The sequence below is a fragment of the Candidatus Zixiibacteriota bacterium genome (genome assembly GCA_020853795.1).
Lineage (GTDB): Bacteria > Zixibacteria > MSB-5A5 > CAIYYT01 > CAIYYT01 > JADJGC01.
In genome coordinates, this window is record JADYYF010000133.1 from 1 (window position 1) to 26,630 (window position 26,630).

Sequence of the window (26,630 nt, forward strand, 5' to 3'; positions counted from 1 at the left end):
CTGTGGACGAAGCGAATTTCCTTTCTATTGCCTTCAGCGTAACAGCCCCCGATATCAGACCACTGGTGAGTGCGCTCGGTAGCCTCAAGATCGTCTGCTGCGCACCCAAGCTTAGCTCGTCCAAACAGCAGCGCGCGGCGGACATCTGTCCACCGCGCGCCACCGATCAGGGAAGACGGGCTTGTTATTCTACGACATACTGCGTGGACTGAGTGATCTCCCGCCACGATGTCTTCATGACAATCGAAATCAGCGGTGTGCCCGGCGGCAGCTTGTTCGGATCCAGAAAGTCCAGGTCGAAGGCCCAGACACGGTCGGGCGGGCTGTAGTAGCTGCCGCCCCATAAACCGGTCACCTTCTCCGATGCCCACAAATCAACCGCCGAGCCGGTCCAGTAGAACTTCTTGTTCGTCCAGTTCTCGAGGAAGCGCGGCAGGTTCTCAAAACCGCCGGAGTAGGTGCTGCCACCGGTGCCGGAGGGGCGATTGCCGGTCATGTACGCCACATTGACCTTGGTCTCCGCTGCCGTGCGGTTACTGAGGGCCAGGGCGCTGTTGGCGTCACTCCAGGCCGTCGACAGCACGGTATAGGCGTCGGCCATGATGGAAGCCGGTTTCTTGTTCACGGAATTGTAATTGCCAACCGTGTACAGCGGATTCTCGGAGCACACCGTCAAGCCCTCCTTCAGTTCCGCGCCATTCTTCAGGCGCGTTGCTGTCAGGTTGGAGCCGTCGGTATTCGAGCTGTAGATGATGCCGCCATTCGGCCAATAGGCCGAAGTATTCAGCTTGGCAATATCGATGTCGTACGAATTGACGTTCTTATCCTCGCGATCGTCGTAGAAGGTCTTCGTGGACAGGATACCCGCCGACGTGAAGTCCGCAGTAACATTCTGCCACGTCGAATCCGGCTTGCGCCACATCACCTGCCCGTCAATGATCTTCAGCCCGGCTTTGCGCTCGTAGCTGTCGATGTTGTCTGAGCCGGCGCGCCGCGTCATGTCTTTCGGTTCACCCGAAGCCACCACCGGCAGCTTCAACTCCGTCATGCCGTGATTCTTGTCTTCTACCTTGCCGGCCCAGCGCGCGATCGACTTGTTCACCCAGTCGGCATCGCTGGCATCGAGCCAGGTGTTGTCGGCGTTTTTCATGTTCCGGTAAGTGCCGCCCGCGTCCTTGATCTCAACCGTGCCGGTGCTCATCGTCTGGCCCGACAGGGGATGGCGGCCGTGATAGATGTTGCCGGCGGCCGTAGTATAGGAGTCAATTTTCAACGTATTGTTCGACTGCAGATACATGTCCGAATTGGAGTGCACGCGGCCGTTCAGCGTCATGGCCGGGCCGGGAGCAATCTCCAGATCGTCCTCATAGAACACGGCAAACTGATACACCGGCACTACCGAGGCGTCAACCGTCATCTGCAGCGTCGTCGCAGCCTGGGTGCCCGCCGACCGGGCCGAGGCCGTAATCACATACTCGTCCGAAAGGGCATAGAGCCCGCGATAGGCGCCCTGCGTCAAGACTTTTGACACCGTCGCGCCCGGCTTGGTGACTTCAAACGTCACCCCGAACTTGCCGACGTTGAAGGAGTCCGCCGGCATCGACGACGGGGGCTTCCCGAATTTGTTGTACTGGCTGGTCAGCGCCGCACTGGCCTTCTCCAATCCGGCTTCCGCTGCATACAGGGCATTGGTCGAATTCATCTCGTAACCGGCAATCTCCACCTCGGTCGTCGAGGTCATGATCGCATTGATGCCGAGTAGGGACAGCATCAACAGCAACGAGAGGAAGATGAGCGTCGTAAAGCCGCTCTGGTTCAGGTCACTTCTTCGCATATTTCCTCGCTTGTTACATTGTCAGATTGCGGACCATCGCGCTCGACCGCAGCGTGTCGTAGCGGAAGTCGCCGACAAACAAGTCGCTGCGTTCCGTGCGCGTGACCACCTCGATCAGCACCTCGCGCACGTAGCGGTCGACGGCGATCGTATCATAGACCGCGCCATTGGCCATCGTGTAACGGAACTGCAGGTCGCAAATGTTGTCGGCATAAATGACCGGGTCACCCCCGTTCTTCTCCATGACGAATTTCGGACTCAGCGTGTCGCTGGCGTCAATGTAGTACTTGTAGAAGTCAAGCATGTAAACCTTGGCATTCAGCGGATATGACTTCGACAGCGAGCCGGTGCTGTGCTGCAATTCGCCCGCGCCCTCGTCCACGTCGGTCACGTAGAAGTATTCGCCGCTGTCCTTGACCGCATCGTAGATGTAGGCCCACGTGTTCGGCTTGAAGCCGCTCAAGTCGGCATCCTCGCAGGTGACATCCGCCGTCGGCGAGGACATCGCAATCGAAAGCGACGCCGTACACAGCGGTTCGGCCATGAACACAATCGCGATCGTGTCCGGGTTGGCGTTCCAAGCGGTGAGACTGAGAATGCCCGGCTGCAGGCGGTAGCCGGCCTGCCGGATCTTTTCTACCAATTCATCGACGACCGCCCGCCCGTTTTGCTGCATCTCCGTCACACCGGCCTGAATGATGTGGTTCTGATTCTGATTGATCAGAACCTTCATTCCGGCAGCGACTGCAAACGATGCGATTAAGGCCGCAACCAGCACCTCCAGGATCGTGAATCCTCGCTGTTGCCGCAGCCGCTTAATACGATACTTTAGCTGCATCATGTTATTCACCTACCTGAATGTAAGTTACGGTGCTGCAGGCCCGCTCGACATCTTTCTCATCGTGATAGCTCACGATCACCCGCAATTGCTTGAGGTTCGCATCGATGTCCTCAACCTCCCAAACACGATTAAGTCGCCCGCGCACATCCGACCCGCTCACCATCGACTCGTCCGGCAAACGGCGGAATTCCTCAATCTTTTCACGCGTAGCCTGTACGATTAACGTCGTCTTGCCCGACCAGACGTTGCCGCGCAGAGCGACAACCAGCATCGAGCTGAGCAGCAGCAGGCCCAGGGTGAAGATCACCAAGCCTACCATCACTTCCAGCAGGGTAAAGCCGTTCTCATTCTTTCGCTTCATTCGCTTCATTGCGACCTCGCCATTAGAATTCTGTTGCGATAAATGCAAACCGCGCGCCGAAATCGCTTCGTCGACTATGGCTCACTTAACGTGCTGTCCCAGCATATGTTAACTACGCGTCTTGCCAGAATCCGCACACCGCAGGACCCGCCTTGAACCTGCCAAGTGAAGGATTCTCCCCATAGCTGTCGACCGACGATAGGGGTGGAGTCAAGGGGCAAGCTAAGTCCAAATCCTGAGAATGATGCACAGCGTAATCGTCTGATAATATATATTATATAAATATACGGAAATGCAAGACACCTTCGCCTGCGCTTATCCACTCGCTTTGCAGCTCCCCCCTTACTTCACAACGATGCTTAGGAGCTTCTCTTTTACGTAGATGATCTTGACGATCTGCTTGCCATCGATGTTCCGCTTGACCTTCTCGCTATCCAAAGCAAGCTGCTTCACTGCGTCCTCTCCGGCGCCGCGCTCGATTTCAATTTCATCGCGCACCTTGCCGTTGATCTGGATCGCCACGACAGCCGTGTTGAACTGCACTGCCTTCGGATCGAATTGCGGCCACTTCGACTTCACGATCGAGTCGCGATTGCCCAGCATTTCCCATGCTTCGTCAGCGAAGTGCGGTGCCATCGGCGCGATGACCTGGACGATCCGGGATACCACGAAGTGGTCGAAAGCGTCCGGATGGTCCTTGGGCGTGTAGCTGCCAAAGAATTCCATGATCGCGGCTACCGCCGTGTTAAACGACAGCCGCTCCATGTCTTCTGTGGCTTTCTTAATAGTTTGGTTCAGTCTGATGTAGGCGGATTTTGACTGTTCGTCGAGCTTGCCCGTGTCCAAGCTGCTCTGCGACGGCGACTTGACCGGTGCTCCTGCGACTTGCTCAACAATTCGGTAGAAGCGGCTCAGGAAGCGCTCGACGCCTACCAAGCCCTCGGTCGTCCAGGGTAATTCCTTATCGGCCGGGGCGGCAAAGAACATCGCCAAACGCGAAACATCGACCCCCCGCTCCTTCATTACGTCAATCGGACTGACAACGTTCCCCAGCGACTTGGACATCACCCGGCCGGTCGCGTCCATCACCATCCCATGATTGTAGACGCGCAGCGCCGGTTCGTCGAAATTTAACAGCCCTAAGTCGTGAAGGAACTGCGTGAAGAAGCGAAAATAGATCAGATGGCCGGTCGCATGAGTGATACCGCCGATATACAGGTCGATCGGCATCCAGGCGTTGGCCTTCGCAGACGCAAACGGTGCCGTGCTCGAATGATTATCGGTATAGCGCAGCATGTACCACGACGAGCAGATGAAGGTGTCCATTGTGTCGGCGTCGCGGCGCGCCGGCCCGCCACATTTCGGGCACTTGACATTAACCCAGGCCTCAACATCCGCCAGCGGTGAGCGGCCTTTCGGGATGTAATCGACCCCCTCCGTCGGCAGCAAGACCGGCAATTCCGTATCCGGCACGGCGACTTCTCCGCAGTGATCGCAATGAATGATCGGAATCGGCGTGCCCCAGTAGCGCTGGCGCGAAATCAGCCAATCCCGCAGCTTGAAATTCACTTTGCGGCTGCCGATGTTCTGCTGCTCGGAATAGTCAATCACGCCGGCAATCGCCGCTTGACCCACCAAACCGTTAAACTGGCCCGAATTGCACATCGCGCCTTTCTCAACATAGGCATCGGCCATCTCGGCGACGACCGGCTCAGGACCGCCTTCCGGCTTGATCACGACCTTGATCGGAATACCGTAGGTCTTGGCAAATGCGAAATCGCGCTGATCGTGAGCCGGCACACCCATGACCACGCCCGTGCCGTAGGAAGCGAGTACATAATCGGCCACCCAGAGTTGGGCTTTCTCACCGCTGAACGGGTTAACTGCGTGCAAGCCGGTGAAGACGCCGTCCTTGTCGAGAGTCTCCGCCTGCCGCTCGATTTCCGACTTCGCAATCGACTTGGCGATATAGGCGTCCACCGCCGCTCGCCGTTCGGCCGGAATCGGCAGCTTCGCCAATAGCTCCGCTTCCGGCGCAATGGCCATGAAAGTGACGCCGAAGATCGTGTCGGGACGCGTCGTAAACACTGGTATATCTAAGTTAGAATTTTCGAGCTTGAACTTGATCTCGCAGCCGACCGATTTGCCGATCCAATTTCGCTGCATCGCTTTCAAGCGTTCCGACCAGCCCTCGAGATGATCCAACCCGGTCAGCAAACGGTCGGCGTACTCGGTGATCTTAAGATACCACTGATTCAGCCGCTTCTTGGCAACCGGGTTGTGGCAGCGCCAGCAGGTGCCGTCCGACTCCACTTGTTCGTTCGCGAGCACGGTATTGCAGGTCGCACAGAAGTTGACCAGCGAGTCCTTTCGATACGCGAGCCCCTTCTCGTACATTCGCAAGAAGATCCATTGGCTCCAGCGGTAGTACTCCGGCAGACACGTCGTAACTTCCCGGTCCCAATCGAACGAAATACCGACTTTCTTCAACGTATTGCGCGAAACTTCGATATTCTTCATCGTCCACTCGGCCGGATGCAACCCGCGCTTGATCGCCGCCTGTTCGGCCGGCAGTCCAAACGCGTCCCAGCCGAACGGATGCAGCACATCCTTGCCGCGCATCCACTGGTAGCGCGCGACCGCATCGCCGATGATGTAGTTACGGAAGTGGCCCATGTGCATGTCGCCGGACGGATAGGCAAACATCACCAGCACGTAGTATTTTTCGCGCGGCAGTTCGGGAGCATGGAACAGCTTCTCGCGCTCCCAGCGCTCCTGCCATTTCTGCTCAATCCGCGCAAAATCGTAGCCGCTGCGGGCGTCGGATCTGCTCTCTCTATCGCTCTTCATCGAGTGAAATTCCTGATTACTGGCCGCCGAACCGTATCAACGCTACGGATACAAACGGTATAACATGCGCGCGAATGGAATGGTTTCCCGCACGTGCGGCAATCCGCAGATCCACGCGACCGTGCGTTCGATCCCGAGCCCGAAGCCGGCATGCGGCACTGAACCGTAGCGCCGTAAGTCGAGATACCACTCGAACGGCTCCAACGGCAGATTGTGGTGCCTGATCGAATCAATCAGCCACTCGAGATTGTCCTCACGCTGCGACCCGCCGATGATCTCGCCGTATCCCTCCGGCGCCAACAGGTCGGCGCACAGGACGACCTCCGGACGCTCCGGATTGCGCTTCATGTAGAAGGCCTTCGCCTCACGCGGATAATTGTAGATGAAGACCGGCCGATTGAACATGTTGGTCAGGACCGTCTCATCTTCGCCGCCCAGATCCATACCCCAGGTGATCTTAGAGCCGGTCTTTTGCAGACGCTCGACCGCCTCATCGTAACTGATCCGATAAAACGGCTTCTTAATCCCAATCAATTTCATCAGATCGCGTTCCAGCGCGACCAAATGGTCGGACGCCTTGTCGAGCACCCATTCGACGATGTAGCAGATCATGTCTTCCTGGAGGTCCATGTCGCCGACGATGTCGCAGTACGCCAGTTCCGCCTCGATCATCCAAAATTCGGTGAGGTGGCGCCGCGTCTTCGATTTTTCGGCGCGGAAGGTCGGTCCGAAGCAATACACCTTGCCGTGCGCCATGCAGGCCGCCTCAAGATAGAGCTGGCCCGTCTGCGCCAGGTAGGCCTTGCCGATGTCGAAGTACTGCGTTTCGAACAGCGTCGAAGCGCCTTCGCCGATCGCGCCGGTCAAGATCGGCGTGTCGATCAGCACGAACTTGCGTTCGTAGAAGTACTGCCGAATCGCCTGAATGATCTCGTTGCGCACGCGCATGATGTGCCACTGCCGCGTCGAACGCAGCCACAGGTGGCGATGCTCCATCAGGAAGCCGGTGGTGTGTTCCTTCGGCGAGATTGGATAATCGCTGCTGACCTGCACGACTTGCAGGTCCTTGACCAGCATCTCGTAGCCGCCCGGAGCGCGCTCCTCTTCCTTCACGGGTCCGCTGATCATCACGGAGGTCTCCTGAGTAAGCTGGTCGAAGCGATTGAACACTTCTTCGGTCACTTCGCTCTTGACGAGCACCCCCTGAATCATGCCGGTGCCGTCGCGGAACACGATGAAGCGCACCTTGCCGGAAGAGCGCGTGTTGTATACCCAGCCTTTGAGCCGCACTTCCTGGCCGACATATTGGCCAAGTTCTTCGATATAGCAGTCGATCATATTCACTTCCACGTTGAGATTTATCGGAGAAAATTAGAAGATTTGCAGCCAACCGCAAGCAGAATCCGCGATCGCTCAGAGAATCTTGCGACTCAGCGGCGTCAATTGCGCGCAACGACTGATCGCGGCGGCCTTAAGCACTTCGATGCCCCCGAGCAGCGAACCGGTGAGCTTGGCTCTCATCGTGAAGCGCGAATCAAAGGCGTTGATCGCGACCCGGCTGCATCCGCTCCCAAAAGCTCGTCGCGGCGCCGCTGCCCAGCAATGAGTGAATCCCGCCGCCTTCGCCGCCACAATCACGCGATCCTCACCGCGGCCAAAGGGAAACGCCAGATGCCGCACTTCCCTGCCGGTCAGCTCTTCCAGCATTGCTTTCGAATCCACCACTTCCCGCTGCAATTTTGCGGTCGGCAGCGCGCATAAGTCACCGTGCGAATGCCCGTGCGAGCCAAAGCTCGCGCCGGCCGCTGCCAATTGCCGGATCTGCACTGCATCCAGATGGCGTCGCTTGTCGCGCAGCAGGATATTGTCCCACGCGTTCGGCTTGCCGATGAACGCCGTCGGTATGAACACGGTGATCGCAATCCGCTTCTGCTCGAGCAACGGCAGAAGCTGCATCAGGTCGTCATAGCCGTCGTCAAACGTCAATGCGACTACGCCGCGATCAGCTACCGCTTCTTCGAGAGTGCCGACTCTCAAACCGCATTCGGCAATCACCTGCAGCAACTGCTCGAACTGCTCGCCCCGCACGGCGGAAATATCCAACCATCGCGGCCGCAGACTGTGCAGCATCAACACGCGCGGCTGTATACCCAGGCGCTGCTTCAGCACTACCGCAAAGCAAATCGCCGCGACCACTACTGCGGCAATCGCGGCGTACACCCAAATCATCACTGTCACTCAGTTCTTAAGCACCGACCAGTCGACCTGATCCTTCAGTTTCTCGGCCACCGGTCCCAGTGCCACCATCGTCAACAGCCGTTCGTCAAACACGCGCTGCGCCAGCCGCCGCACGTCCGCGAGCGTGACCGCATCGATCTCCGTCGCCGTCTGCTCCAGCGAAACAAACTCGTGCAGAAACAATTCGTGACGCGCCAGCCGGTTCATGCGGTTGTACGATCCCTCCAGCGACAGCATCATGCTGCCCTTGAGTTGCGACTTGGACAGCTCGATCTCCGCCTCCGTCAACGCCTCCGCCTTCACCGCCGCCAACTCCTGCAGGATCACCGTCAGCGCCTCGCGCGCCTTGTTCGTGTCGGTGCCGAGATAGATGCCGAATAAGCCCGTGTCGTGATAGAAGTCTTGATACGAATAGATCGAATAGACCAACCCGCGCTCTTCCCGCACCGACTGGAACAGCCGCGAACCCATGCCGCTGCCAAGCAGCGTGTTCAGAATCAACATCGTATAGCGATCCGGATCGTCAAACGGGATACTGGGAAAGCCGAGGCAGATGTGCGTCTGCGTCAGATCGCGCCGATGGATGATCCTCTGCCCGTGCTCGTAAATCGGCCGCGTCAACTGATTGCCGCCGTTCGGTCGCCCCACGTGCAGTGCTTTCTCCGTCAGCTCCACCACACGCTCATGCTCGACCGCGCCCGCCGCCGCCACGATGATCCGATCGGCCGTGTAATTGCGCGAAACAAAGTCGACCAGATCTTGCCGCATCAACTTCTTGATACCGTCCGCCTCGCCCATGATCGTCTGCCCGAGCGGATGCGGATCCCAAACGGCGCCCGCAAAGTAGTCGTGCACCAGATCGGCCGGCGTATCGAAGACATCCTTGATTTCTTCCAGGATGACCTCTTTCTCCCGCTCCAGTTCCGTCGGATCAAATACTGAGTCGGTGACGATGTCGGCGAGGACGTCGAAACCGATGTCAAAATGCTCGTCGAGCACCCGGCAGTAGTAGCAGGTGTGCTCGCGGCTGGTAAAGGCGTTCAGCGTGCCGCCGAGGGTCTCGAGGCTTTGCGCGATTTCTTTCGCGTTCCGGCGCTTCGTCCCCTTGAAGCACATGTGCTCGATGAAATGCGAAATGCCGTTGATCCGCGCATCCTCGTTGCGGCTGCCAACATCGACCCAGATTCCCAGGGATGCCGACTTGATGTACGGGATCTGCTCGGTGACGACGCGGATCCCGTTCTCCAATATGGTGCGCCGATACTTGGCGTCAATCACGGTCGCGGCGTCCCCGGTCCCGGTTGTCGCGCGGGCGACGGTCACGATCGCCGCCGCGGTGGCTGCCGTGCGGCCGGCGCTCACCGCGCGGCTCGTACTCCGGCATCCCCTCCGGCCGCGGCGTCAGCGCCTTCTTCGACAGCCGGATCTTGCCGTCGGCATCAACCGACAACACCTTGACCTCGATCATGTCGCCGACCTTGAGCACATCTTCGACATGCTCAACCCGGTGATGCGCGATTTCCGAAACGTGCAGCAAGCCGTCAGTGTTCGGGATGATCTCGACGAAGGCGCCGAATTCCGCAATGCGCTTGACCTTGCCGGTGTAAATCTTGTCGACTTCCGGCTCCTCGACGAGCGCCAGGATCATATCCCGCGCCTTCAGACCGGCATCGCCGTCCACCGACGCGATCACCACCGTGCCGTCGTCATCGATGTCGATCTTGGCGCCGGTCGCCTCAATAATCGAGCGGATCATCTTGCCGCCGGGGCCGATCACCTCGCCGATGCGATCCTGCTTGATCTTGATCGTGATGATGCGCGGCGCATACATCGAAATGTCCGCGCGCGGCTGCGCGATCGTTTGATCCATGGTGTCCAGCACCTTCAGACGCGCTTCCTTGGCGCGCGCCAGCGCATCGCGCATGATGTCGATGGTCAGCCCGCCGATCTTGATGTCAAGCTGAAACGCTGTGATCCCGTCGCGCGTCCCCGCCACCTTGAAATCCATGTCGCCGTAGTGATCCTCGGCGCCCAGAATATCGGTCAGGATTTTGTACTCGCTGCCCTCCAAAATCAGGCCCATGGCAATACCCGCCACCGGCGCCTTGATCGGCACACCCGCATCCATCAGCGACAACGAGCCGCCGCAGACCGATGCCATCGAGGACGAACCGTTCGACTCCATGATGTCTGAGACGATGCGAATCGTGTAGGGGAAATTCTCCTCCGCCGGCAGCACCGGTTCGAGCGAACGCTCGGCCAGTGCCCCGTGGCCGATTTCGCGGCGTCCCGGGCCGCGGTTCGGCTTGACTTCGCCCGTGGAAAACGGCGGGAAGTTGTAGTGCAGCATGTACGACTTTTTCGACTCGCCTTCAAGCGCGTCGACGATCTGCTCGTCCATCTTGGTGCCGAGCGTCGTCACGACCAGCGCCTGCGTCTGCCCGCGCGTAAACAACGCGGAACCGTGCGTGCGTGGCAGCACGCCGACTTCGCAGGTGATCGGTCGAATCGTGCGCAGATCGCGGGCGTCGAGGCGGCGCTCCGTCTTGAGAATCCGCATGCGCATATCGTCCTGCACGAATTTCTCGCAGTAATTGAAGATCCACTGGCCGCAATCCGGGAAGTCGTCTTCGAGCGCTTTCTTAGTCTCGTCGATAATCTGCCCGACCGTCTGATCGTGGTCATGTTTTTCCGTCAAATCGTTGGCGGCGATCAGACGCGCCTTGGTCAGACTTTCCACCCGAGCGAACAATCCGTCGGGAATTTCCGGCTTCTGCACCGGCTTCTTCGCCTTGCCGACCGCAGCCTGGATCTGTTTGATCAGGCCGCAAATCTGGCGAATTTGTTCGTGCCCGAAGGCCAGCGCACCAACCATCTCTTCCTCGGTGATTTCCGAGCAGCCGCCTTCGACCATGATAATGTGTTCCGGCGTGCCGGCCACGATCAGATTCAACACGGAATCCTCGAGTTGGCTGAAAGTCGGGTTGACGATGTACTCGCCGTCAATCAAACCCACCCGAACGCCGGCAATCGTGTGTTCAAACGGGATATCGGAAATCGCCAACGCCACCGCGGCGCCGACGATGCCCAGCACGTCGCCGTCGTTCTCCTGATCGGCCGACAACACCTGCACCATCACCTGGACTTCGTTCATGAAGTCTTCGGGGAACATCGGCCGCAGCGGCCGATCGATCAGTCGTGAAGTCAGAGTCTCCTTTTCCGAGGGCCGGCCTTCGCGTTTGAAGAAACCGCCCGGGATTTTGCCGGCGGCATAGGTCTTTTCGCGGTAATCAACCGACAACGGGAAAAAGCCTTTCCCAAAATCTGGTTTGTCGGCGGCGCATACCGTCGCCATCGTGACGGTATCGGCGAAGCGCACCCAACAGGCGCCGTCGGCCTGGCGCGCGACGCGACCGACTTCTATCGACAGCTCGCGGCCGCCCAATTCCATGGTAAATTTTTGCATCTAAGTTCCTTGTTTCCGTCTTAGCGACGCAGATCCAATTGATTGACGAGATGACGGTAGCTCTCCACATCCGAGCGGCGCAGGTAATTCAACAGCCGTCTGCGCTTGCCGACCATTTTCAGCAATCCGTGACGCGAATGCATGTCCTTCGGGTTCTTCTGCATGTGCAGCGTCATTTCGTTGATTCGCTGCGTCAGCAGCGATATCTGGACTTCCGGCGAACCGGTGTCCGTGTCGTGAAGCCGGAAATGGCTGATGATTTCCTGCTTCTTGTCCTTTGAAAGAGGCACGTTACTACTCCTTAAACTCTGTTATCCAACATTCTTATTGTTTTCTCATCTTCACCGATCTGGCGCACCAAATCGCTCTCCTGTTCAAAGCGGATGGCGCGGCGGATAAAGGCGGTCGGGATCACCGTCACTTCGCTCCCGTAGAGGTCGCCGCTGTAATCAAAGAGGTTGACCTCGAAGTCGAAATCCTGCGCATTCTCACCAATATACATCATCCCGAAGCGTTTTTCCGACCTAATTAAAGTATACGCCGCGTAAACTCCCGCTGGTGGAATGATTTTCGCCCCGCCGATCTTGACGTTAATCGTTGGAAACCCGAGACTTCGACCGATTCCCTTGCCGCGCACCACCCTCCCGCTGAGCGTAAACTCGTGCCCCAGCATCCGCAAGGCATCGGTGTAATCGCCGTGCTGCATCGTCTCACGCACCCGGCTGGAATTGACCGGGGCTCCCGCGAACAGAATCGGATCGAGCGTCACCAGCTGGAATCGGCGCCGCGGCGCCATCCGCCGGAGAAACGCAATGTTGCCTTCCCGGTTGTGACCAAACGCATGGTTGTAGCCGATCACCAGAATCAGGCACGAGAGACCGCCGAGCAAGTATTCCTCGAGGAACTCCGCGGCGCTGACCTGCGCCAGCATTGGGTCGAAATGCAGGATTACGACCGCGTCCAATTTCGTCATCGCGCTCAGCAGGGCAATTTTCTCGTCCGTCGTCGTCAACAATTTCGGCGCATGCGACGGCACCAGCACCGAGTGCGGATGCGGATCAAATGTCACCAGCGCCGACTTCAAGCCGGCAGCATGCGCGCGCTCGACCGTCTCGCGGATAATCGTTTGGTGCCCAAGATGAATCCCGTCATAGTTGCCGATGGTCACGACGCTGCCATTGGCCAGAAATTCCCGCGCCGCCTCGATGTCGCGAAAGACCTGCATCTACATCACCCGCATATACTCGAACACGCGATTACCGTTGTAGCCCACCATCTGCGCAGCGTCACACAGCGCCCGTCCCACCGCCAGCAGCCGGCCTCCGCCCGATTTCACCGCAACGATGTCGTTGGCGTGCACGGAAGCGGCGCATTTCAGCACGTCGTCGCCGCGAATCGGCACCCCCTGCTCGACCACGGCCTCACGCTCCGGCGTCAAATTGAGCACCGGCAAATCCAACATCGATTCGATCGAGCGCCGTGCCCCTTGGAAGCGCTGATCTTCCTGAATCGTCCCCGCTTCGCGTAGCCGCTCGATTTGCTCCAGGGTAATCGCCGACTCCACCCGGTGCGGGCCGATCTCCCTCCGGCGCAGCGCCGCGATATACCCGCCGCAGCCGAGAAGCTGCCCCAAATCGGAGGCCAGACTGCGCACATAGGTTCCGGTTGAGCATTCAATGCGAACCCGCAAGTCCGGGTACTGATACTCCAGCACTTCGAATTTCCTCACTTCGACTTCGCGAACTCGCGCGTCGACCGGCTTCTGCTTGCGCGCATATTCATACAACGGCCGCCCCTCGACTTTCAACGCTGAATAGATCGGCGGCTTCTGACATATCGTCCCGACAAATTGGTACAGTGCCTGCTCGATCTGCGCCGGTGCCGGCGCAGCGGCATCCGCCACCGGGGTGATTTCTCCGTCGGCGTCGTACGTTGTCGACGTGGCGCCCAACTTAATCGTGGCCTCGTAGGTCTTTTCCGCACCGATGATGAACTGCGCCAATTTGGTCGCGCGCCCGAAGCACAGGATCAGCAGTCCCGTCGCCAGCGGATCGAGCGTGCCGCAATGCCCGGCCTTCGCAGCTTTCAGCAGCCACTTCACCTTGTTCACGACCGCCGCCGAGGAGATCCCGGCCCGCTTGTCGACCAACAAGAACTCATCCATTCGCCAACATCTCACCGAAATGCGTCAACACTCTCTGCCGCGCTTCCGCCAACGGCAGGCTCAAATGACAACCGGCCGCATTCCGGTGACCGCCGCCGCCATAGAGACCTGCAACCGCCGCGACGTCGTAGCCGAGCTGTGATCGAAACGAGACTTTCGTCGTGCTGCCGTCAATTTCCCGCAACAATGCTCCCACCTTCACGCCGGCGGGGTAAAGCAGATACTCCGACAACCCCTCCAGCTCGTCGCCGTCGGGCGCGAATTGTTTTCGCAAATTCTGGTTCGACAGCATCAGGCAACTGCCGCCGTTGTGGTGAATCTCCATCTCGCTCAACAACGCGCCCAACATCCGCAGCTGATTCTCCGGAAAGCTCGCAAACAGCGCGTCGCTGATCCGCTTGGTATCGGTACCCAATTCCAGCATGTGTGCGCAGACGCGCATCGCTCGCGGATTCGTGCTCGAGAAGCGAAAGCGGCCGGTATCGGTCAGGATGCAGGTGAACAGCTCATCGGCGTTGTCCCGCGACGGCTCCAGCTTCGCCGCTTGAAACAAGTCGTATACCAGGATGCCGACCGCCGACACCGATTCATCGACAAAGTTGATTTGTCCGTACTGCCCGTTCCCCGGATGATGATCGATGTTGATGATCGTGCAATCCGGTCTAATTAGGCGGCGCACGTCGCCAATCCGCTCGCAATCGGGGGCCTCCAGAATGATCGCCGTGTCGAACGCTGGATATTCGCTCCGCCGGGGAAAGTGATTGACCAACCCGGCCTTGCGCAGGAAAGCGTATTTCGGCAGCGCTGGATCGTGATTCACGATCATCGGCCGGCTGCCCAGCCGCGCGCACAAATCGTAGATCGCCAACTGCGAGCCGATCGAGTCGCCGTCGGGGCTGAGGTGTGAGGCAATCAGAATATTGCCGCCGGTTCGCAGCCGGGCCAGAATCTGCTCAATCGTCTGTTGCCGCGTCATCTTTCTCTTTATTGATCTGTTCCAGCAGTTCCTGGATGCGCACCCCCTGTTCGATCGACTTGTCGATTTCGAAATGCAGCGTCGGGACCTTGCGAATCTTCAGCATTTTGCCCAATTCAGCATGCAGGAAGCCCTTGGCGCGCACCAGCGTCTTGTTGGTGCTGCGGCGTGTCGCCGCATCGCCGTAGACCGAATAGAACACCTTGGCCTCGCTGAGATCGCGCGACAACTGCACGTCGGTAAAGCTGATCATGCCGACATGCGGATCCTTCAGCCGCCGCAGGATAATCTCCGACAAACACTCGCGGATTTGCTCGCGCAGGCGGTCGGTGCGTTTAGCATCGGCCATCAGTAGTCATTCCTTTCCACGTCGACGATCACCACTTCCGGATTCGCGGCGATAAACGACTCGATGCTCGACAGCACCGAATCGATGAACGGTCCGTCATTAGCCACGACGGCCACGCCCAGCGTCGCCCGCTGCCACAGATCATTGTCGTCAATCTCGGCGACCGAGATATTGAACTTATTCTTCAACCGGTCCTTGATCGCTCGAATCACGTGCCGCTTGTCTTTGAGCGAACGCGATTGCGGGATGTGCAGGACAATCCGTAACGAGGCGAGATGCATTATCCTCTAAAGCTTGCGCGCAACCTCGACCGTCTCGAAGGCTTCAATCAAATCGCCCGCCTTGACATCGTCAAAATTCTCGATCTTGATGCCGCATTCCATCCCGGCCGGCACCTCGCGCGCATCGTCCTTGAAACGGCGCAGCGAATTGATCGCGCCACTGTAGACGCTGATGCTGTCGCGAATGATGCGCGCATGATCGGAGCGGTGAATCGTGCCCGACTGCACGTAGCAGCCGGCGATCACGCCGATCTTCGGCACCCGGAACGTATCCTTGACCAGCGCCACTCCTGTGATCCGCTCTTCCTTGTCGGGTTCGAGCATCCCCTCCAGCGCCTTGCGGATATCGCTCTCGGCTTCGTAAATGATCGTGTACAGCCGCACATCAATCTTCTCCCGCGCTGCCACTTCGCGCGCCCGCGAATCCGGCCGCACGTGGAAACCGATCACGATCGCATCCGATGCCGCCGCCAGCAGAATATCCGACTCGGTAATCGCGCCGACGCCGTAGTGAATCACATTCACCCGCACTTCCTCGTTGCTGATCTTTTCCAAAGTGTCGCGCAGGACTTGCACCGACCCGTCGACATCGCCCTTGATCACAATATTGAGATCCTTGCGCTCGCCTTCCTTGATCTGGTCGTAGACGTTCATCAGGCTGACGCGTTTGACCTGTCGGTGCTCATGTTCGCGGCGAATTTGCTGGCGCTTGATCGAGATTTCGCGTGCCTCGGCCTCTGACTCCACTCCCATAAATGAATCCCCCGCCTGCGGCACGCCGGCCAGACCCACGACCTGCGCCGGTTCACCGGGCAGCACCACGTCGCGGCGCTCGCCGCGGTCGTTGATCAGAGCGCGCACACGCCCGGAGTGAATCCCGGCCACGATCGGATCGCCGATGTGCAGCATGCCCTTCTCCATGATGATGGTCGTGACTACGCCGCGACCCTTATCCAGCTTGGCCTCGACAACAGTCGCCCGCGCCAGATGGTCGGGATTACTCTTGAGTTCCAGGAGTTCCGCCTGCAGCAGAATCATTTCCAGCAGCTTGTCGACCCCCTGCCCGGTCTTGGCCGAGACTTCGACGAAAATGTTCTTGCCGCCCCATTCTTCCGGCGATACGCCGCGTCCGGCCAGCTGCTGCTTGACCTGCTCCGGCTTGGCGCCCGGTTTGTCAATCTTGTTGACGGCCACGATAATCGGCACGTCAGCGGCCCGCGCGTGATCGATCGCCTCGATCGTCTGCGGCATCACGCCGTCGTCGGCCGCCACCACCAGCACCACAATGTCCGTGATGTCGGCGCCGCGGGCGCGCATCGCTGTGAACGCCTCGTGACCCGGGGTATCGAGGAACGTAATATTTCCCTGCGGCAACGTCACCTGGTATGCGCCGATATGCTGCGTGATCAGCCCGGTTTCCCCGGCGGCAACATTCGTCTTGCGGATCGAGTCCAGCAGCGAGGTCTTGCCGTGGTCGACGTGCCCCATCACGGTCACGATCGGTGCGCGCGGCTTCATGTCTTCCTCGGCCTCGACTTCCTCTTCTTCCTCGACGCCGATTTCCTTGACCTCTTCGATCTCCAGGCCGTATTCCAGCGCCAATGTCTCGATCGTGGTCAAATCCAGGCGCTGATTGATCGTGACCATCATGCCCAGTTCCATGCACTTGGCGATCAGATCAGCCGGCTTGGCGCCGACGGCCGTGGCCAACTCCGCCAGCGACATGTACTCGGTCACCTGGATGACATTGGCCTCTTCCTCGACCACCGTACCGTCTGGTTTCTCGCGGCGCTTGTACTTCTTGATCCGTTTGCCCAGATCGATCTTGGCCATCGTCTTCTTGACGGCGGCTTTGACATCGGCGGCACTGATGTCGCTGTGGCGCTTCTTTTTCTTCTTGTCGCGCTTCTTCTTGCGCAACTGCACCGCCGCCTTGGCCTGGCGCTCGATCACCTGCGCCTTGGAGACGATCTTCTCGGTACCGGCGGCTTCTTCCTCCTCGAACACCTCCAGGTCGCGTTCGGCAACCTCGCGCTGAATCTTCTTGCGCCGGTCGATCTCCTGCTTGACCGACTCCTTCTCCAACGAAAACTTCGAGGCAATCGCCGTCAGCATCTCATCGGTGGCCGTCGACATGTGCGACTTCACGTCGGTAAACCCGAGTTCGCGCACCAGCTTGACAATCGCCTCTGACGAGATGTTGTATTCCTTGGCTACTTCGTATAAACGCTTTTTACCCATGCTCCTCTTACGCTTTCGTTGCGGTCGTCCCTGAATTCACCGGCGGTCGGCTATTTTTCTTCCTCGCCCTCGTCTTCATCCTCGCTTTCGTCTTCATCGACGAACAGATCCTTGAGCGAGCGCGGTCCCCGCTCCGCTTTCTCCTCCGCCGCCTCCTCCTCGTCACCCTCCAGCTGTTCCGCCTCGGCCTTGGTCTGCTGCATCTGGAAGATGTACTCGCGCGCGGCTTCCACAATCTGGTCGGCCTTCTTCGGACCGATACCGTCGATTTCGGTCAGCCGCGATGCCGGAACCTCAAGGATATCCTGAATGAACCGGTAGTCCGCTTCGATCAACTTCTTGATCGTCGCCTCGCCGATTCCCAGCTTGGACACCTCCACCTTGGTCTCGGCTTCCTCGCGCTTCTTGTCGTAGTAATCCTTCTCCGACAGGATATTGACCTTCCAGCCGGTCAACTTTGCCGCCAACCGGGCATTCTGGCCGCCCTTGCCGATCGCCAGCGACAACTGGTCATCCTCGACAATTACCACCATCGTGTTCTCTTCACTGTTGCTTTCGATCTTGACGATCTTGGTCGGAGCCAGTGCCCGCGTCACGAACATCTCCGGATCGGGATGGAACGGCACGATATCAATGCGCTCGTTGTTCAGCTCCCGCACAATCGCCTGCACGCGCACCCCCTTGACGCCGACGCAGGCGCCCACCGGATCGATGCGCTCGTCCGCCGAGCTCACCGCCACCTTGGCGCGTTCCCCGGGTTCGCGCGCCACGGCGCGGATCTCAATGATGCGCTCGAAGATCTCCGGCACTTCCAACTCAAACAACCGCGTCAGGAACGAATTGCTGGCCCGCGACAGGATCACCTGCGGCCCGCGCTGCGACTTCTGGACATCGACGATCATCGCGCGCAGGCGGTCGCCCTGGCGGTATTTCTCTTTCTGGATCTGCTCTTTCACCGGCATCACCGCCTCGGTTCGCCCCAGATTGACGATGATGTTGCCTTTGTCAACTTGCTGCACCGTGCCCGTCACCAACTCGCCGATTTTCTTCGAGTACTCGTTGAAGACCGTCTCGCGCTCGGCTTCGCGCACTTTCTGAATCAAGATTTGCTTGGCCGAGGCAATCGCGTTGCGACCGAATTCCTCGAACGGGATGAAAATCTCGACCTCGTCCCCGATTTCGGCGTCTTCGTCGATATCGAGGGCATCCAGCAGCGAAATCTCGGTAAACGGGTTCTCGACTGACTCTACGACTTTCTTGATGGCGTGCATGTTGACTTCGCCGCTGCGCCGGTCGATATTGACGTGGATGTTGTCCCCGTCCCCGTACTTTTTCTTGGCGGCGGTGATCAGCGACGATTTCAAGGTATCGACGACGTAGTCGATATCCATGTTCTTCTCGGCGGCAATCTGACTCAACGCCTCGATGATGTCATATTCCATCAATTACTCCGCTATCAAAATATGATCTTCGCCCGCGCAACCTGGTCGAGCGAATATTGCTGTTCGCCCGTCTCGGTCTGCAGGGTCAGTCGATTGTCTTCCATCGCGATTATCTCGCCAACCACCTCGCGGCCTCCCGCTGCGGCGCTCAAAGTCACCCGCACCGTTTCCCCCACCTTGCGCCGAAAATCCGCCGCCGTCGTCAACGCCCGGTCCAGACCCGGTGAAGACACCTCCAGCGTATACCGCCCCTCGATCGGATCGGTCGCCTCCAACAGGAATGAGAGCCGGTGCGACAGCTCCGCGCACTGATCCAGCGTAACACCGCCGACTTTGTCGACCAGCACCCGCAACAGCGCGCTCGACTTGCGCTGGACGAATTGCAGCTCCACCAACTCGACGCCTGCCTCCACCACGGCCGGCTCGACCAGCACGGTCAGCCGAGCCTCCAGCTCTTGTTGGTATGCACTCTTCATCCGCCAAAACAAATATCCACGGAAAGACCCGTGGCAATTGGACATGATACGAATTCTGTCGCCTACCCGCAACAAAAATAATGCCCACCGTCCGACTTGTGCCACAAGGACTTCCAGTAATTACCACTACACAAGTGGGGTTTGCTCGCTTCGTCTGTCGTCCAACATTTGTCACACAATGATTGTGCGAGTCCGCCCTCGCACATATATTCGGCCGATGATTCGGGAGAAGTTTGACCTCGCTGTGATTGGTACCGGCCCTGCCGGTAACTGGGCAGCTATCCAGGCCTGCAAGTTGGGCAAGAAGACGGCCATCATCGAGAAACGCTCGGTCGTGGGCGGCGTCTGCGTCCATACCGGCACCCTGCCCTCTAAGACTCTTCGAGAAACATCGCTCTATTACGACGGTCTCAGGAAGCGTTCCTTCTACGGCTTCGACATCGCCTTCAAGAAGAACGTTACCGTACAGGAGTTGATGCACCGCAAGAACATCGTCGTCGAAAACGAGATGATGGTCATCATCGATCAACTCCATCGCAACGGGATAACTCTCATCGGCGGTCATGGCCGCTTTCTCGATCGCCAAACTATCGGTGTCTACGACGGCCAGAATCAAATTGCTGAAATCCAAGCCGACAAGTTCATCATCGCTACCGGTACGCGACCACTGCATTTGCCCGGGCTCAATTACGACAGCCGCCGGGTTTTTGACGGCGAGTCGATCATCGAGTTGAAAGATATCCCCGCGACCATGGCGATTCTCGGCGGCGGTGTCATCGGTTGCGAGTGGGCCAGCATTTTTTCCAAACTCGGCATCGACATTACGCTGATTGACAAACGCGAGCGACTGCTCAGCTTCCTCGACCACGAGTTCGCCAACGTCCTTTTCGAACTCATGGCCGATGGCGGTATCCGCCTCGAACTCGGCTCGGCCGCGGCGAAGATCGCTGTCGACCACGCCGGCGTCGCGATCACGATGGAGAACGGCAAGAATCTGCGTGCCGACGTCTTGCTCGTGACTGCCGGCCGTCTTGGCAATACTGACGACCTTGGGCTGGAGAACATTGGGCTGAGCGCAGACGACTATCACATCCTCGCGGTGGATCGGAACTATCGTACCGCTGTCAAGAACGTCTACGCCGTCGGGGATGTCATCGGCTTTCCGTCGCTGGCGGCCACCTCGATGGATCAGGGGCGTCGGGCAACTTTGGCGGCACTGGGTGCCCGCCAGTCAACCCGTAAGAGATCGTATCTTCCCTTCGGTATCTATACAATCCCCGAGATTTCCTACGTCGGCGAAACGGAAGAAACCCTGCGCGAGCGCGGCATCGCCTATGAGACCGGCATCGCCCATTTCTTCGAGCTGCCGCGCGGCCAGATCAACAACGACCACGACGGCCTGCTCAAACTCATTTTTACCCGCGACACGCGCAAATTGCTCGGCGTGCACATCGTCGGCGAGCGCGCCACCGAAATTATTCACATCGGCCAGGCCGTGATGACCTTCGGCGGCACCATCGACTACTTCGTCGACAACGTCTTCAATTACCCGACGATCGCCGAAGCCTACAAGACGGCAGCTTTGAATGGTCTGAATAAACTCGGAGTGATTGGAGCGCGCGTCGACAAGTCGCGTCCACTGAAGTAATCTGCCCCTGGCCATCCGGCCGGGCAGTCGCAGTTCACCGCCCGGCTCTCTGGCAGCACCTCAAGATATTATTCTACCCACACCTTGGCGATCTTCCAACTGGTCGAACGCTCGTCGTAGCAGAGCTGGAAAAAATTCGCCATCGAATCAACGACGGCAAAGAAACGTAGTTTCGCTTGTCCGACGTCCGCGGTCCAATCGCCGATGATACGATCAACTTTGTAGATCTTGCCACGCCAACGAAAGCGGCACGGCCGAACTTGCCGCCGCTCAAACAGCGCGATCACCTCGATTTCGTCATCCAAATCCTGATACATATCCCGAACTCGCGTTACACGGCGCACCTGCATGCGTACTCGTCGGCTCTTGCCCCAGCCGGCCAACGCGCGGGGTCGCTTCGCCGCGCGGCTGCGCATCACACCTCGCCCGCTCTCGCTACATCCGACGCATCAAGCCGACCACCTTGCCGGCCAGATAAAACCCCGGTGCGTTCTTCTCGATGATAATCGGGCCAAAGGCCTCATTCTCCGGCTGTAAGCGTATATGCCGTTTCTCCGGGTAAAAGCGCTTCACCGTGGCCTCATCGCCGATCACCGCGACCACAATATCGCCTGCATTCGCCGCCGACTGCTTGCGCACCAGCACGAAATCCCCGTCAAAAATCCCGGCATTCTTCATACTCTCGCCCTTGACCCGCAACGTGAACAAATCGCCCGATGGGACAAACGACTTGTCGACCACGATCCGCTCCGTGATATTATCCTCGGCTAGCATCGGCTGACCGGCCGGTACCTGGCCCACCAGCGGAATCATCACCGCATCCGCGACACTCTCCTTCACCAGGCGAATCCCCCGCGACACGGAAGCCATCTTCTCAATATAGCCCTTCCGGATCAGTGCCTTGAGCAGCGCCCGCACACCGTTGGTTGACGAGATTCCGAATTGATCGCCAATCTCCCGAATCGTCGGCGGCTGACCGTCCCGGTTGATTCGCTCCTCGATGTAGCGGTAGACTTCGTGCTGACGCGCAGTTAAGTCCTCATATGGCGTCATTTGACCTCCTGATTGTCATATTCATGCTCCAATCACTATACGGCACAAATGTGCAGTCGTCAATAGTTTTATCGCCAATCACCAAAAAATCTGTAGACGGGAAGATTCTGATCGTGTATAAAGACTATGAAAATGATCGTTGCACGTGTCAACCTTCTTCTGATCAACAGGTTACGTATCGGATTGCGATGAACTCTTTGATACCGCGACTCATCTGCATTTGCATCTGCCTTGCCGCCTCCCTCGTGACCATGCCGGCGCAACTGCACGGCAAACCCTTGGAAGTCCGCGGCGAGCGCTTCGACTTCGGGCACGTCCCCTTCGGATCAACTATCAAGCACCGTGTGATGCTCTTCAATCGCGGTGTACAGGTAATCAAAATCACGCGCGTCAATGCGGGTTGCGCCTGCACGCAGATTCCCTTAACCAAACGTGAAATCGCCCCCGGAGACTCACTGGGAGTCGACTTGATTCTTGATACTTCAAAGATCCACAAAGGGCTCTTCCAGAAGGCCCCCATGATCTACACCGACAACGTCGAATCCCCGCGCGTCACGGTCACTCTGGTCGGCTACAATCTCGGCGCTGAAGAGCATGGCCCGCGTATCAAGGTTCAGCCCGGCGCAGTTGTGTTCAACCGCGACGACGGCATCAAAAAGCAAGTAGTGCACATCCAGAACGGGACCTCCCTCGATCTTCGGCCCCAGGTCGTCGCTCTGCCCGAAGCCAACGTCGTGGAGATCACAATGCCGCAACGAGTTATCCGACCAAATCACAGCGATTCGATAATGGTGACGCTTTCGCAAACTCCCGCGCAACAAGCGCTTACGAATGAATCATTCACTTTTTACTTTAACGACAACAAAAATACCCGATTTACGATACCGATTACAATAATTCGATAGTTCGATAGATTGACGACCTATCCTCTAAGGAGCAACCATGAAACGCAGAGCCTTCACGATAATCCCTCTTATCCTGTTTGCGATCGCCGGTGGCCTGATCGCACAACAACGCGGGCCAAAGGCACTCGTCGTTGAGCCGCGGTTTGAAATGGGCTATATGCCGCAGATGTGCAAAGTCGCCCATACCTTCTGGGTGAACAACATCGGCACCGACAGCCTGCGCATTCACAACGTCAATGTCTCTTGCGGCTGCACCAAGGCGACTAATCCGACCAAGCCGGTTGCTGTCAACGACAGCGTGCCGATCGAAATTGTGTTTGACGCCGGCACGCGCAAGAAAGCTCAGAATAAGACCGTGACGGTCAGCAGTAACGACCCGGTCAGCAGCTCGCTGGAGCTGGCGTTTACCTGCTACGTTTATGAGCCCAGCGAGGACGTGGGCCCGGTCAAGATCACCAAGAACGAGAAATTCGATATCAAAAACACCGATCTCGGCAAGAGCTATACCGTATCGTTCCTGAACAAGACCAAGACCCCCCTGACGCCAAAAGCCATCATCTGGCCGAAGGAGATTATGACGTTGGAGATGCCGAAGTCCGCCACCGCGCCGGGAGCCACCGGGCAGTTTATCGTCAAATTCATGCCGTCGCTGCCGGAAAAGAACTACGTCAAGTCCTTCACGATCGAATTTGACGACGCCGCCCGGACGCGCTACACGCTTCCGGTCCGGATTTCCGAATCGCTCAGTTCGGCGAAGGCAAACTTGCAGAAGGGCTCTTGAACGAGGACAATTTCGTTCTAAGATTGAGGATTGACAGAATCGAGTTTATGCATTAATATTGTGAGATATAACGGCCAATTTGCGGAGGAACTTTTGAAACGAGCTATGCTAATCGGCTTGACGGTGTTTGCGTTCGGCCTATCCCCGGCTTTCGCTCAAGAACCGCCGAAGGACAATCCGATTCCGCCCAGCAAGGCCAAGCTGCAAATCGAAGAGACGGCGTTCAAATTCGGCTACGTTCCGAATGACGCCACTATCAGCCACATGTTCATGATGTACAGCCGCGGGGAGGACTCGCTCAAAATTCTCCGCGTTCGCCCTGGCTGAGGCTGCACCAAGGCACCTCTGAAGAAAGAGGTGATCGCTGTCGGTGACAGCGGCGACGTAGAACTGATATTCACAGCGGCCAAGGGCCAGCGCGGAAAGATCAGCAAGAGCGCGACCGTGACCTGCAATGACAACGACCGCGCCAATTTCAATTTGACGCTGGACGGCATGATATATCCGACCGAATTTCCGGATTCGCTCAAGCCGGTGACGTTGTCACAAAGCCACGTTAAGTGGGATCCGAACTCGAAGTCGCATGAAGCCAAGCTGGTGGTCAAGAACGTCTCGAATCAATCGCTGCGGCTGACACTGGTCTCGCTGCCTCACGAATTCCTGAGTGTGGAGATTCCTGACGGTGATCTTAAGCCGGGCAAGTCGAAAGAAATCAAAGTGCGCACGGCGAAGGAGTTTGCCGGTACCGACTTCAAGAAGTCGTTTACATTTGAATGCTCCGATACCGAACACACGCGTTATACTGTGCCGGTCGAGCTGGCCACAACCATCGCCACCGTCGCGCCGACACGCGAAAAGCCGCCGCTCCCTGTCGGCAAGCAACGCGCAATCGACACGACCAAGGTTCAGACCGGGTCCGGCGACGGCAAGACGCACTAATCGCTTCACTGTTGATCAATTCAAGAGCGCCCATTTTTCCTGGGCGCTCTCTTCCTTTTCCGGTGTATCAATAGCAAAGTCGTGAATAACCGTGAATACCAGCAGGAGCACGCAATGAGACGAACACTGATATTGCTGACCGTCGCGGCGCTGACACTGGCGGCGACAATTTCCGCGCAACAGCCCCCCGCCGACAATCCCATTCCGCCGAGCCGCGCCAAAGTCTATGTCGATGAAATCGAATTCGACTTCGGCTACTTGCCCAACGACGCATTTGTCGGCCACATCTACAAGCTGCATAGCCGCGGCCAGGACTCGCTCAAAATCCTGCGGGTAAAACCCGCCTGCGGCTGCACCAAGGCGCCACTGCAGAAGGAAGTGATCGCACCCGGCGATTCCGGCGAAGTTGAATTGATCTTCCACGCCGCCAAGAATCAACGCGGCCGCGCCGACAAGAGCGCTGCCATCACATGCAATGACAACGAGAAGCAGAACTTCAATCTGCGTTTTCGCGGTATCATGTACCCCACCGACCACCCCGATTCACTCAAGCCCGTGACATTGTCGCAAAGCCAGGTGAAATGGATGTACGGCACGCCGGCGCAGGAAGCGGTGATTGCCGTAGCCAACGTCTCCGGTGCCCCGATCCGTCTGCAGATGATCGCCGCGCCTGTCGGATTCGCAGTCGTTGATTTGCCCAAGGATGAAATCAAACCGGGCAAACAGCGGGAGATCCGCGTGCGCTTGGACAAGGCGTTTGCCGGAAAGGACTTTCAGAAGTCGTTTACCTTCGAGTGCAACGACGGCGCCCGAACCCGCATCACGGTACCGGTGCTTCTCGATGCGCCGGTGTCCGCAATCGCTCCCCCAATCGCTCCGGGGAGCGGGTCTGGCAATACGACGAACGAAAAGCCGGCCGGGTCCCCTCGCTGAAATCAACGTCTCGTCAAAATGTCAAGAGCGCCGTTCGGGAGAACGGCGCTCTGCTGAACCCCGCAAGCAAAACCAAATTTCAGAAGTAGGCCATGATTTCCGAAGGAATCTGGTCGAGGGGCGCTATGGCGTCGGCAATTCCCGCCTCCACCACCGCGCGCGGCATCCCGTAGACGACGCACGTCTGCTCGTCCTGCGCGATGACGTCTGCGCCCTTCTGTTTCATCGCTCTTAATCCGACCAAGCCATCCTGCCCCATGCCGGTCATGATCACTCCCAGCGACAAGCCGCCGAACGACTCCGCGACCGCGCTCATCATCACATCGACCGACGGGCGGTGCAAAGTGTCGGTCGGCGTTTCCGACAGCGTGCAGACGGTGGAAGTCAAGCTCTTCTTCACTAACAAGTGCCGATCTCCGCGGGCGATGTAGGCCGTTCCGGCTTCGATCTTCTCTCCGTCTTCGGCCTCTTTGACGTGAATTTGAGATAACGTGTCGAGCCGGTCGGCCAGGGACTTCGTAAAGGTCGCCGGCATGTGCTGCACCACGACGATCCCGACCGGGAAATTCTTCGGCAAGGCCGTAAGCACCCGCTGCAGCGCCGGCGGGCCGCCGGTCGAGGTACCGATGGCCACGATCTTGACAATCTTCTGCTTCTTCGGCCGCGCGATGATCGCCGGCGGTTCGTCCGACGAGCGCGGGCGCGCTGTGCCGGCGATGTTGCGGCCTTTGCGCAGGGCGTACTGCGCCATGAGCGTGCGCCGCCGCGTGTAGATATGATGAATTTTGGCAATCAAATCCGCCTTGATTTTGACGATGTCGAGCGAAACGAACGATTGCTGCTTCGGGATAA

Annotated in this window: 26 protein-coding genes; 6 read left to right on the forward strand and 20 right to left on the reverse strand. The window is 58.2% G+C overall.

The window, feature by feature from the left end; all coding sequences use genetic code 11:
• Positions 1–184 precede the first annotated feature (184 nt).
• From IT585_10400 to IT585_10480, 17 genes are all read right to left on the reverse strand, one after another.
• Positions 185–1,834 (reverse strand): hypothetical protein, encoded by a 1,650-nt coding sequence (locus tag IT585_10400; protein ID MCC6963648.1) that lies wholly within the window; start codon positions 1,832–1,834, stop codon positions 185–187.
• A gap of 13 nt (positions 1,835–1,847) precedes the next feature.
• Entirely contained in the window at positions 1,848–2,675 is an 828-nt protein-coding gene (locus IT585_10405; protein ID MCC6963649.1) for a prepilin-type N-terminal cleavage/methylation domain-containing protein, read from the reverse strand.
• A 1-nt stretch (position 2,676) separates the two neighbouring features.
• Positions 2,677–3,036, reverse strand: a complete 360-nt coding sequence (locus IT585_10410) for a prepilin-type N-terminal cleavage/methylation domain-containing protein (GenBank protein ID MCC6963650.1) — start codon at positions 3,034–3,036, stop codon at positions 2,677–2,679.
• Between the two features lie 342 nt (positions 3,037–3,378).
• A complete protein-coding gene (locus IT585_10415) occupies positions 3,379–5,886 on the reverse strand; it encodes a leucine--tRNA ligase (protein MCC6963651.1) in 2,508 nt (835 codons plus the stop codon).
• Positions 5,887–5,928: 42 nt separating this feature from the next.
• Complete coding sequence (gene asnS, locus IT585_10420) at positions 5,929–7,224, reverse strand: asparagine--tRNA ligase (protein MCC6963652.1); 1,296 nt, start codon at positions 7,222–7,224, stop codon at positions 5,929–5,931.
• Positions 7,225–7,299: 75 nt separating this feature from the next.
• Complete coding sequence (locus IT585_10425) at positions 7,300–8,118, reverse strand: polysaccharide deacetylase family protein (GenBank protein MCC6963653.1); 819 nt, start codon at positions 8,116–8,118, stop codon at positions 7,300–7,302.
• 6 nt (positions 8,119–8,124) lie between these two features.
• Complete coding sequence (locus IT585_10430; GenBank protein MCC6963654.1) at positions 8,125–9,486, reverse strand: insulinase family protein; 1,362 nt, start codon at positions 9,484–9,486, stop codon at positions 8,125–8,127.
• Complete coding sequence (pnp, locus tag IT585_10435; GenBank protein MCC6963655.1) at positions 9,395–11,590, reverse strand: polyribonucleotide nucleotidyltransferase; 2,196 nt, start codon at positions 11,588–11,590, stop codon at positions 9,395–9,397. Before pnp ends, IT585_10430 begins: the two co-directional genes overlap by 92 nt.
• 20 nt (positions 11,591–11,610) lie before the next feature.
• Entirely contained in the window at positions 11,611–11,880 is a 270-nt protein-coding gene (gene rpsO, locus IT585_10440) for a 30S ribosomal protein S15 (GenBank protein ID MCC6963656.1), read from the reverse strand.
• 11 nt (positions 11,881–11,891) lie between these two features.
• Positions 11,892–12,815, reverse strand: coding sequence for a riboflavin biosynthesis protein RibF (ribF, locus tag IT585_10445; protein ID MCC6963657.1), 924 nt, complete (start codon positions 12,813–12,815; stop codon positions 11,892–11,894).
• Complete coding sequence (truB, locus tag IT585_10450; GenBank protein ID MCC6963658.1) at positions 12,816–13,754, reverse strand: tRNA pseudouridine(55) synthase TruB; 939 nt, start codon at positions 13,752–13,754, stop codon at positions 12,816–12,818. It lies immediately after the preceding gene.
• Positions 13,747–14,730 carry a bifunctional oligoribonuclease/PAP phosphatase NrnA gene (locus IT585_10455; GenBank protein MCC6963659.1) on the reverse strand — a complete coding sequence of 328 codons (984 nt, stop codon included), beginning with the start codon at positions 14,728–14,730 and terminating at the stop codon, positions 13,747–13,749. The genes truB and IT585_10455 overlap by 8 nt, the downstream gene beginning before the upstream one ends.
• Positions 14,708–15,079, reverse strand: a complete 372-nt coding sequence (rbfA, locus tag IT585_10460; protein ID MCC6963660.1) for a 30S ribosome-binding factor RbfA — start codon at positions 15,077–15,079, stop codon at positions 14,708–14,710. The genes IT585_10455 and rbfA overlap by 23 nt, the downstream gene beginning before the upstream one ends.
• The gene (locus IT585_10465; GenBank protein ID MCC6963661.1) at positions 15,079–15,360 is read right to left on the reverse strand and encodes a DUF503 domain-containing protein; all 282 of its coding nucleotides are present in this window, start codon (positions 15,358–15,360) and stop codon (positions 15,079–15,081) included. The genes rbfA and IT585_10465 overlap by 1 nt, the downstream gene beginning before the upstream one ends.
• Before the next feature lie 6 nt (positions 15,361–15,366).
• Positions 15,367–17,601 (reverse strand): translation initiation factor IF-2, encoded by a 2,235-nt coding sequence (infB, locus tag IT585_10470; GenBank protein ID MCC6963662.1) that lies wholly within the window; start codon positions 17,599–17,601, stop codon positions 15,367–15,369.
• A gap of 50 nt (positions 17,602–17,651) precedes the next feature.
• Positions 17,652–19,043, reverse strand: coding sequence for a transcription termination factor NusA (gene nusA / locus IT585_10475; GenBank protein ID MCC6963663.1), 1,392 nt, complete (start codon positions 19,041–19,043; stop codon positions 17,652–17,654).
• 14 nt (positions 19,044–19,057) lie between these two features.
• The gene (locus IT585_10480; protein ID MCC6963664.1) at positions 19,058–19,519 is read right to left on the reverse strand and encodes a ribosome maturation factor RimP; all 462 of its coding nucleotides are present in this window, start codon (positions 19,517–19,519) and stop codon (positions 19,058–19,060) included.
• A gap of 244 nt (positions 19,520–19,763) precedes the next feature.
• Between IT585_10480 and sthA the strand changes: the two genes are divergently transcribed.
• A complete protein-coding gene (gene sthA / locus IT585_10485; GenBank protein MCC6963665.1) occupies positions 19,764–21,167 on the forward strand; it encodes a Si-specific NAD(P)(+) transhydrogenase in 1,404 nt (467 codons plus the stop codon).
• 68 nt (positions 21,168–21,235) lie between these two features.
• Here sthA and IT585_10490 read toward each other — a convergent pair whose 3' ends face one another.
• Positions 21,236–21,484, reverse strand: coding sequence for a hypothetical protein (locus IT585_10490; GenBank protein ID MCC6963666.1), 249 nt, complete (start codon positions 21,482–21,484; stop codon positions 21,236–21,238).
• A 118-nt stretch (positions 21,485–21,602) separates the two neighbouring features.
• The gene (gene lexA / locus IT585_10495; protein MCC6963667.1) at positions 21,603–22,220 is read right to left on the reverse strand and encodes a transcriptional repressor LexA; all 618 of its coding nucleotides are present in this window, start codon (positions 22,218–22,220) and stop codon (positions 21,603–21,605) included.
• Positions 22,221–22,408: 188 nt separating this feature from the next.
• Between lexA and IT585_10500 the strand changes: the two genes are divergently transcribed.
• The 5 genes from IT585_10500 (at position 22,409) to IT585_10520 (ending at position 25,778) form a co-directional block, all read left to right on the forward strand.
• Positions 22,409–23,125, forward strand: a complete 717-nt coding sequence (locus IT585_10500; protein MCC6963668.1) for a DUF1573 domain-containing protein — start codon at positions 22,409–22,411, stop codon at positions 23,123–23,125.
• A gap of 37 nt (positions 23,126–23,162) precedes the next feature.
• Positions 23,163–23,906: a DUF1573 domain-containing protein gene (locus IT585_10505; GenBank protein MCC6963669.1), complete on the forward strand. Its 744-nt coding sequence runs from the start codon at positions 23,163–23,165 to the stop codon at positions 23,904–23,906.
• Between the two features lie 93 nt (positions 23,907–23,999).
• Entirely contained in the window at positions 24,000–24,233 is a 234-nt protein-coding gene (locus IT585_10510) for a hypothetical protein (GenBank protein ID MCC6963670.1), read from the forward strand.
• 30 nt (positions 24,234–24,263) lie between these two features.
• Positions 24,264–24,845, forward strand: a complete 582-nt coding sequence (locus tag IT585_10515; GenBank protein ID MCC6963671.1) for a hypothetical protein — start codon at positions 24,264–24,266, stop codon at positions 24,843–24,845.
• A gap of 114 nt (positions 24,846–24,959) precedes the next feature.
• Entirely contained in the window at positions 24,960–25,778 is an 819-nt protein-coding gene (locus tag IT585_10520) for a DUF1573 domain-containing protein (GenBank protein MCC6963672.1), read from the forward strand.
• Positions 25,779–25,857: 79 nt separating this feature from the next.
• Here IT585_10520 and IT585_10525 read toward each other — a convergent pair.
• Positions 25,858–26,630, reverse strand: a 773-nt coding sequence (locus IT585_10525; GenBank protein MCC6963673.1) for a chemotaxis response regulator protein-glutamate methylesterase, incomplete at its 5' end; no start/stop codon positions are given.